Origin of the sequence: Candidatus Aquicultor secundus (assembly GCF_002791875.1) — a bacterium.
Taxonomy (GTDB): Bacteria; Actinomycetota; Aquicultoria; order Aquicultorales; family Aquicultoraceae; genus Aquicultor_A; species Aquicultor_A secundus.
The window spans coordinates 20,905-29,825 of record NZ_PFNG01000224.1; the positions used below are offsets into that span (position 1 = coordinate 20,905).

Annotated in this window: 7 protein-coding genes; all 7 read right to left on the bottom strand. The window is 52.5% G+C overall.

Annotation, left to right across the window (positions count from 1 at the left end):
- Positions 1-32: 32 nt before the first annotated feature.
- Positions 33-422, bottom strand: a complete 390-nt coding sequence (locus tag COY37_RS09560) for a S1 RNA-binding domain-containing protein (protein WP_286677898.1) — start codon at positions 420-422, stop codon at positions 33-35.
- A gap of 87 nt (positions 423-509) precedes the next feature.
- Positions 510-1,019: an FtsB family cell division protein gene (locus COY37_RS09565; RefSeq protein WP_286677899.1), complete on the bottom strand. Its 510-nt coding sequence runs from the start codon at positions 1,017-1,019 to the stop codon at positions 510-512.
- A 147-nt stretch (positions 1,020-1,166) separates the two neighbouring features.
- Positions 1,167-2,582 (bottom strand): pyruvate kinase, encoded by a 1,416-nt coding sequence (gene pyk / locus COY37_RS09570; protein ID WP_286677900.1) that lies wholly within the window; start codon positions 2,580-2,582, stop codon positions 1,167-1,169.
- Positions 2,583-2,594: 12 nt separating this feature from the next.
- Positions 2,595-3,881 carry a phosphopyruvate hydratase gene (gene eno / locus COY37_RS09575; protein WP_286677901.1) on the bottom strand — a complete coding sequence of 429 codons (1,287 nt, stop codon included), beginning with the start codon at positions 3,879-3,881 and terminating at the stop codon, positions 2,595-2,597.
- 90 nt (positions 3,882-3,971) lie between these two features.
- A complete protein-coding gene (gene mazG / locus COY37_RS09580) occupies positions 3,972-4,751 on the bottom strand; it encodes a nucleoside triphosphate pyrophosphohydrolase (RefSeq protein WP_286677902.1) in 780 nt (259 codons plus the stop codon).
- Positions 4,752-4,845: 94 nt separating this feature from the next.
- A complete protein-coding gene (locus COY37_RS09585; RefSeq protein WP_286977377.1) occupies positions 4,846-5,880 on the bottom strand; it encodes a peptidyl-prolyl cis-trans isomerase in 1,035 nt (344 codons plus the stop codon).
- Positions 5,881-5,884: 4 nt separating this feature from the next.
- Positions 5,885-8,921 (bottom strand): transcription-repair coupling factor (gene mfd, locus COY37_RS09590; RefSeq protein WP_286977378.1); only part of this gene is annotated, 3,037 nt, incomplete at its 5' end.

An 8,921-nucleotide genomic window follows, 5' to 3' on the forward strand; every position in this document is an offset into this window, starting at 1 on the left:
TTAAAATCTTGGCCGATATATAATGCTAACGCTTAGGTGCGTTTGCCTTCTAAATTCCTCTTGATATCTCCCAGCTTCTCTTCGCTTGACTTGAGAAAATCCTTCATCATGCGCTCAAACGACTCGCCGCCTTCCCTTCGCTCATAGGAACGAGAAGGACGAGGTGGCCTTACTTCCTCTTGCTTGGGCTCTTCCAGCTGCTTTAGGGAGAGATCGATTTTGCCGTCGGGTTTGATGGCAACCACTTTTGCCGTTACCGTATCGTTTTCATGGAGGAAATCCTTGACGTCCTTAACATAGGAGTGCGTGATTTCGGAGATGTGGATGAGGCCCGTCCGACCCCCGGTCAACTCAACAAATGCGCCAAAGTTCGTGGTCTTTACAATCTTGCCCTCGACGATAATTCCTACTTCCAGAGACATACGTGTGTTTTTAAAAACTCCTTTCAAATCAATAAGCAAATTTTCCCATTTTACGAGGATAAATGTCAATAGTTGACATAGCCGCGTCTACAAGACGCCCGAAAAAACACCGACAATTCTTTGCCACAACGATGCCGGTTGCCCCGTGTCTCTGTTTTTTTCGACCCCATTTTCTTTTCCCTTAAGAGGTTTTTTTGAATCCTGCGGGATAACTACAATGACTTCCTCATCGGGCTTTGATAAGCCAAGGGATCTAGCTTCTTGCTCCACGTATGTATCCGACTGCAAATATTGTACTTCTTTACTGAGTTGATTGTTTTGCTTGTTGGTTTGCACGAGTTGCTTCTTCAGCGATTCAAGCTCTCGCCCTTGCTGGGCACGGTAGGTAATTGGATAAATAGCCCAGATAATGAAATAGAGGATTATCCCAAGCATGATGATGCGACCGTAATTCAGGCGCGTTCGTTTCTTGGGATGCAAAACCCGGACGTTGCTTATCCTTCGCTGACCCGTTTGCTGAGTTTTTCGCGGGTCTGCTTTCAGGTTTGTCCTTTGGTTTGTTCTGCGATTTTTGCCGGATGCTTGTTTTGCGTTCAATGCCGTCTCTTCTGCTACATATCGTGCTACATCTGTGACAATTGATCGGTTGCTAAAAATATAAATCTAGTTATCCATGCAATTATCTATAATAGTACAACCGTCTGATTTACGAAAGAAGAAAGCTATAAAAATTCCGCTAGGCTCCTAAACGCGATGCACTTTTATTAAGTTGGTCGTGCCGGGAACGTTGACGAATACACCCGCCGTAATTACAACGCGGTCGCCCTTTTCTATAAGATCGGCCTTGAGCGGGGCGTCGACGGCGATGTCGAACATGTTATCAAGGTTGATGCTGGGGCCGACCTTAAGCGGTATGACTCCCCAGGTAAGGTTAAGCTGACGGACGACCTCGTCGCTTGGGCTTATCGCAATGATCGGCTGTGCCGGATGGTGCTTTGCCACCTGGCGCGCGGTCTCACCGGATTGCGTGGATGTGATGATGGCGGTCGCGCGCAGCGCCGAGGCGATCTCACAGGTGGCTTTGCTTATCGCCTGGGTCGTACTCAGACGCTCGCGTTCACGGGGGCCCGCACCCCGGTCGATGCAGAAGCTTAAATCCCTTTCAGCCGCTATAATCGTGCGCGCCATCATGCTAACGCTTTCAACCGGAAAACGTCCCATGGCCGTCTCTCCCGAAAGCATGAGGGCGTCGGTCCCGTCGAGCACCGCGTTGGCGACGTCGCTTACCTCCGCCCTTGTCGGACGCGGGTTCCGAATCATCGAGTCGAGCATCTGCGTTGCGGTAATCACCGGTTTGCCGACGATCATGCACTTGTTGATGATCATCTTCTGTACCAGAGGCACCATTTCCGTGGGCATCTCAATACCAAGGTCGCCGCGGGCAACCATAACGCCATCGGCAACCTCAAGAATGTTATCGATATCCTTGACCGCTTCCTGCTTCTCGATTTTAGCGATTACTTTAGCATGCTTTATCGCCTCAGCAACCAGGCTCTTTAGAAGCTTGACGTCATCTGAGTTCCGCACGAACGAAAGCCCGATCCAATCCACGCCCTGCTCCAGACCAAAGGCCAGGTCGAGCCGGTCTTTTTCAGAGAGCGGCGAAAGGCTGACCATGACGCCCGGCAGGTGCACCCCACGCTTTGAGTTAAGAGGGCCGCCCTCGATAACCCTTGTGCGGACATCCTCCTCCCCCACACCGAGCACTTCAAGGATAATAAGACCCTCATCGATCAGGATGGTATCGCCCGCCTTTACATCCCGCGGCAGGTCGGGATAATTGATCGAGACTATTTCGTTCGTTCCCATTACCGGCCTTGTGGTGACGGTAAAATCATCGCCCTCGTTGATGATTACCTCGCCGTTCTCAACATCACCGATTCTCAGCTTCGGGCCGGCCAGGTCCATAAGAACGGCGATCGGCTTGCCCGATTCACTCTCAAGCTGCCTGATGTTGGCTATAGTCGCCGCGTGGTCCTCGTGGCTGCCGTGCGCCATATTGATGCGCGCAACATCCATACCGCCATCGAGCAGTTTTCTCATAACCTCGATATCGCGGCTCGCCGGGCCTATGGTGCAAACGATCTTCGCATGCCTCACGAAATAACCCCCTTATCGCTTAATGCTGTAAAACGCCGCCATTCCCGGGTATACGGATACCGGGCCGAGGCCTTCTTCGATCCTTAAGAGCTGGTTGTACTTGGATACGCGATCGCTTCGGGCCGGGGCACCCGTCTTGATCTGCCCGGCATTGACCGCAACGGCCAGATCGGCGAGCGTGGCATCGCAGGTCTCACCCGAGCGATGCGAGATAACTGCCGTGTAGTTCGCCTTTTGCGCCATTTGGATCGTATCAAGCGTCTCGGATAACGAGCCTATCTGGTTGAGTTTTATCAGGATAGAGTTAGCGGTACCCGTCTTTATCCCGGTCTCGAGCCGCTTTACGTCGGTTACGAATAAGTCATCGCCCATAATCTGAACCCGGCTGCCGATTCTCTCGGTAAGCTCCTTCCAACCATCCCAGTCGTCCTGGCTCATGCCATCCTCAATAGAAATAATCGGGTATTTATCCGTAAGCTCGGCGTAGTAGTTGACCATCTCGGACGGTGTGAGCGTGCGCCCTTCGCCTTCAAGAACGTAGTTGCCCTCTTTAAAAAACTCGCTGGATGCGGGGTCGAGCGCAACGAAGACGTCCTTGCCCGGTATGTAGCCCGCTTCCTCGATGGCCGATATGATCTGCCTGATCGCGTCTTCGTTGGATGCCAGGTCCGGTGCAAAGCCGCCCTCGTCGCCAACCGAAGTACTGAGCTTCTTGGCTTTAAGGACTTTTTTGAGATTATGGTACACCTCGGCACCCATGCGCAGGGCCTCACCAAACGACCCGGCCCCAACCGGCATAACCATAAACTCCTGGAAGTCGACGTTGTTATCGGCGTGGATGCCGCCGTTTAAGATATTCATCATCGGAACCGGCAGCATATACGAGTTTGTGCCGCCGATGTAGCGATAGAGCGGCATATCCAAGAAATTCGCCGCTGCTTTCGCCACCGCAAGCGAGACACCGAGTATTGCGTTTGCGCCAAGGCGGCTCTTGTTATCCGTACCGTCAAGGTCGATCATCGTCATATCGATGAAGCGCTGGTCGGTGCCGTCAAATCCCTCGAGTTCCGGTGCGATTATATCGTTAATATTGGCAACCGCCGTCTGCACTCCTTTGCCCAGATAGCGTCCCGGATCTGCGTCCCTTAACTCAAGGGCCTCGTATGTTCCGGTCGAGGCGCCGGATGGTACTGCGGCCCTTCCCGAGTCCCCGCTGGCAAGAACAACATCGACTTCAACCGTCGGATTTCCCCTCGAATCCAAAATCTCTCTTCCATGAATCATTTCAATCGTGTTCATTTTGCCTCCCATTTATATGTGGTTTTTAAGATATTCTCTCGCTTGTTTTCTCTCTTTTGCTTCTCTGCCTTTATTTTTTTATCTCTTATTTTATCTCTTATATCTCTCTCTATCTTTCGCCTCATCCCAGAGTTTATCCTTCTGCTTGAGCGTCAAATCGGGCAGGCGCTCGCCCCGCGTTTCGGCCTTCTCTTCCATATAGCGGAACCTGCGCTCAAATTTCTTACAGGTGCCATGTAGCGCGAGTTCGGGGTCGACATCAAGATGACGGGCGACATTCACCATGGCAAAGAAAAGATCGCCGATCTCGTCCTCGATGAGACCTTCCCCTTTTTTGGCCCTCTTTAACTCATCCGCCTCTTCGACGATCTTATCGAGGGCGCCCTCGACATCCTCCCAGTCGAAACCGACTCTGGCCGCTTTGCTTTGTAATTTATACGCGTAGATAAGCGCTGGGAACGATTTCGGGATTCCGGCTATAGCGGAGACCTCGTTCTTTTCTTTGCTCTTTATTTCTTCCCATTTTACAATCACATCACGGGCACAGGATACTTTGGTCTCGCCGAAGATGTGCGGGTGGCGGCGTACGATTTTGGTGACGATGCCTTCCACTACATCCTGTATGTCAAACCGGCCGGCCTCGGATGCAATTTGTGCGTGGAATACGATCTGCAGTAAGAGATCCCCAAGCTCCTCTTTCAAGTGCTCGGGGTCATTGGCATCGATGGCGTCGACGGTCTCGTAGGCTTCCTCTATCAGATAGCGCCTGAGACTTTTGTGCGTCTGTTCTTTATCCCAGGGACACCCCTGCGCACCCCGCAGCCTGGCCATAAGGGCGACAAGTTCTTCGCACGTGTAATTACCGGACAATAGTCACACCCCCAGTCGAAACATTTGAAAAAAGGACCCGGCGTGCGGGTCCTTCGATTAATTATTTTCTTTTATACCAAGCTTATAAGCGTTCTTATTGTCCTGGTTGAGCGGCGGAATCGGCTGCCGGTACTGTACCCGGCTCACTGGCGTTCGGTGTTAGCGCGCCGGTTGGCGCCGCTTCTGTCTTCGGCGGGCTTATATACTTTTTAACGGTGGCTTTTTTCCTTAAATTCTTAAGCCACTTGTTGAACTCTTCCTTTTTCTTTTGCGCCAAGAGTTTCTGCTTAATTTCTTCTTTTACTTCCGCAAAGGTCCGCTGTCCGGCGGGCCTTTTGCCGATCAGCTTGATGATATGATAGCCGTAATCGGTCTTTATGGGTTGGCTGAGTTGACCGGCTTCGAGCTTCCAGCTCGCATCGCCGAATGCCGGTAAGTACTTGTCCTTATCGGTCCACGGGTATTCTCCGCCTTTGTCCTTGCTGCCGGGGTCGATACTGTACTGCTTGGCAAGCTTGCCGAAGTCGGCGCCGCCCTGCAGATCTTTAAGTACCTTCTGCGCATCTTCCTGCTTCTGTACCAGAATGTGCGCTACATGAACCTGATCCTTGGTCGCGAATTCGGTCTTGTGCGTATTGTAGTAGTTCTCAGCATCCTTGTTGCTCACTTTTACACCTTTGGTGACTTTTTCGCCAAGCGCGTCGATAATCATGAGCTTACTTATCTCGCCTCTAAACTTCTCCATCGTGGTTTTCTGCGTCTTAAGAATATCCTCAAGCGCTTTCTGGTCCTTGATGTTGTAGGTCTTCATCGTTTCTTTGACTTTAGCATCTATCGCTTTATCGGTGATCTTGATGCCCACCTTATCGGCCTCTTGAAGCATAAGCTCCATGTCGACTAATTGATCGAGAATGTTTGCCCTATATTGCTGTTTTAGTTGCTCGCCCTGGGGACCCTTGAACACATCGGGTTGCTGCGCTGTCATTTGCTGCAGCCTCTCATCAACGTCGGCGACAGTGATCTTCTTGCCGTTTACCTCTCCTGCAAGCGGTTCCTTGGAGCACCCCACGACGGCTATAGCTACGGCCAAAATCAAGATCAGCACCAAGCCGTATTTGTAAAACTTCATTTAATTACCTCGCTTTCTGGCTTTTCATTACCTCGGTAGTGAGCACAATTATTATATCATCAAACAAAGCTAGCAGAAAAGCTATTATTTGGTCCTGCACCAGCTTTGTCACAACAAGATAGTTTCTCTGTGAATGGAAGGCCACGTTGTCATATTGATTAGCCAACACCATTTCTTGTTGCTTTGTCAAGCGCAATGACGAAATCCTAATCCTACCGTTTTGGTAAGTGATTTCGGTGATGCCCAAATGTCGCGCCAGTAACCGCAGTTTCGCGATATCGAGCAGGGTGTTAACGGCTTGAGGCGGTGTGCCGAAGCGGTCTTTTAGCTCAAATAAGGCCTGCCGCACATCATCGATATCCCGGGCCATAATGATCCTTTTGTAGGTCTCGATGCGCAGGCTTTCTTCGGCTATATAGGTGTCGGGCAGGTATGCGTTGACGGGCAGATCGATGCGTATTTCGACAGGCTCAAAGACCGGTTTGCCTTCGAACTGTTCGATGGCCTCGCGGAGCATCTGGCAGTAGAGTTCAAAGCCGATTGCCGACATATGCCCGTGTTGCTCGGCGCCGAGCAAGTCGCCCGCGCCCCGTATCTCGAGATCGCGCAGGGCTATCTTCATACCCGAGCCAAGCTCGGTAAAGTCGCTTATGGTTTTAAGCCGCTCAAAGGCCTGCAAGGTAAGTATACGTTGCGGCGAGAAGAAAAAGTAGGCGTAGGCGCGTTGATCCGAACGACCGACGCGCCCGCGCAACTGGTACAGCTGCGCTAAACCAAGAATTTCGGCCATATCGACGATAAGGGTGTTAACGCTTGGGATGTCGATACCGGACTCGATTATCGTCGTGCACACCAGAACATCATACTTCTTCGCAAGGAAGGCGAGCATTATCTTCTCCAACTGGTGCTCGCTCATCTGGCCGTGGGCGACCGCCACACGGGCCTCCGGGATCAGGGCATGCAGGCGGGCGGCGACCCGGTCGATAGTGTCAACCCGGTTGTGTACGTAGTATATCTGCCCGCCGCGCCCCAGTTCACGGCGCACGGCCTGCACCACCATCTCCTGGTCGTAACGTCCGACGTGGGTGATAATCGGCTGGCGGTGTTCGGGCGGGGTCTCGATAACCGACATATCGCGCACCCCGGCAATCGACATTTGAAGCGTGCGCGGAATCGGGGTGGCGCTTAAGGTTAGAACATCCACGCTTTTCTTAAAATTTCGCAGCTTTTCCTTGTGGTTGACGCCAAAGCGCTGCTCCTCGTCGATTACGACCAGCCCTAAGTCGAAGGGCTTAACATCCTGCGAGAACAGCCGGTGGGTCCCGATAAGAACATCCACCTTACCCTTGTTAAAGCGGGTTATGATGTCTTTTTGCTGGGCGGGCGATTTAAAACGGCTAATCATCTCGACGGTAACCGGGAATTGGGAAAGGCGCTCGTTAAACGTTGTGTAGTGCTGCTGGGCCAGGATCGTCGTCGGCACCAGCACCATTACCTGCTTGCCGTCCACGATTGCCTTAAAGGCTGCGCGGACCGCCACCTCGGTCTTGCCATAACCAACATCGCCGCAGATCAGCCTATCCATAGGCTTGACATCTTCCATGTCTTTTTTGACATCGTCGATCGCCGTCAGCTGGTCCGGGGTCTCCTGGTAGGCAAATGCATCTTCGAGTTCTTGCTGCCAGGGGGAATCCGGGGTGAAGGCCGTACCTCTGGCCTTCGATCTTTCGGCATAGAGCGATAGAAGATCGTAGGCCACTTTCTTAACCGATGCCTTCGCCTTTTTCTTTGCCTTCAACCATTCGGAGCCGCCGAGCCGCGATACGATCGGCGCCTCACCTGCGACACCGATATATTTCGTAATCCGGTCGAGCTGCTCGATGGGGACGAAGAGCCGGTCCGTTCCGGCATATTCAAGAAGCGCGTAGTCGCGCACGATACCGGCGACTTCTCTGCGCTGCAATCCACCGTAGACCGCAATGCCGTGGGTGCTGTGTACCACGTAATCACCGGCTTTAAGGTCGGCGATATCGGCAATTGCACGGCCCTTGCTTTGGGCTATGCTTTTCTGCTGGATGGCCTTTCTTCCAAAAATATCCGTATAGGATATAAGCGCCAGGCCTAAATCAGGGCTCGTAAACCCGCCACTTATATCACCGGTTACCAGTAAAACCGTCTTTGCGTCCCCCACGGATTCACCTGCACCGGACGTATAAGGAATCTTGCTATTTCCCAGAATCTGAGCCATTTTATCAAGCTGGCCCCGGTCATGGAGCGCCAGGATGACGGTTAATCCGAGCCCCAGATAATCGTTGATCCGATCGCTGAGCTGCTCGACTCTTCCGGCAAGGGGTTGAACGGGTGAAGCCTTGATCGCAAGGGTGCTCTTTGCCTCCCCTAAAGAGGTGAGTTCAAGCCGGGTGCGGCTCAGTATCTCTTTTGGCTTTCGAAAGTACGGGTACGGCGGTTTAATAATCGACCGGTGCTCGGCAAGATGATCGATATAGGACACCTGTTGCGAGAGGTGCTGTTGCGCCGCTTGCAGGGTTTCTTCCGGCTCATCGACAATGACCAGGGCGTCAGGGGAAAGGTAATCCATAACCGTCGCCGCCTTGCCGTACAGAAACGGCAGGTACTTATCGATACCTTCGAAGTAGTGCATGTCTTTTAATTTGCCGACTTCTTCTTCAAGCCATTCGGGGTAAGGGCCGGTAAGCTGCGCGAGCGCTTTTGCGACGTTGTCTTCGGTAAGCGCCACCTGACGACAGCCGTATATGTTGATGCCTTTCAGTTTTTCAACCGAGCGCTGGCTTGCTATATTGAAGGAACGTATTGAGTCGACCTCATCCCCGAAGAACTCGACGCGCACCGGCGCACCCGCATTTGTAGGAAAGATATCGATGATGCCGCCGCGCAGGCTGAACTGCCCCTGGCTCTCAACCAGCGACGCCCTTACGTAGCCCATAGCGCCCAACCGGGCAGCCAGGTCATGCAGATCGATTTCATCGCCTATTTTCAGGATTAGCGGGCGGTGCAACTGT

Coding starts and splice junctions, on each gene's coding strand:
- COY37_RS09560 (WP_286677898.1), bottom strand. CDS start 422: ATGTCTCTGGAAGTAGGAATTATCGTCGAGGGCAAGATTGTAAAGACC.
- eno (WP_286677901.1), bottom strand. CDS start 3,881: ATGAACACGATTGAAATGATTCATGGAAGAGAGATTTTGGATTCGAGG.
- COY37_RS09585 (WP_286977377.1), bottom strand. CDS start 5,880: ATGAAGTTTTACAAATACGGCTTGGTGCTGATCTTGATTTTGGCCGTA.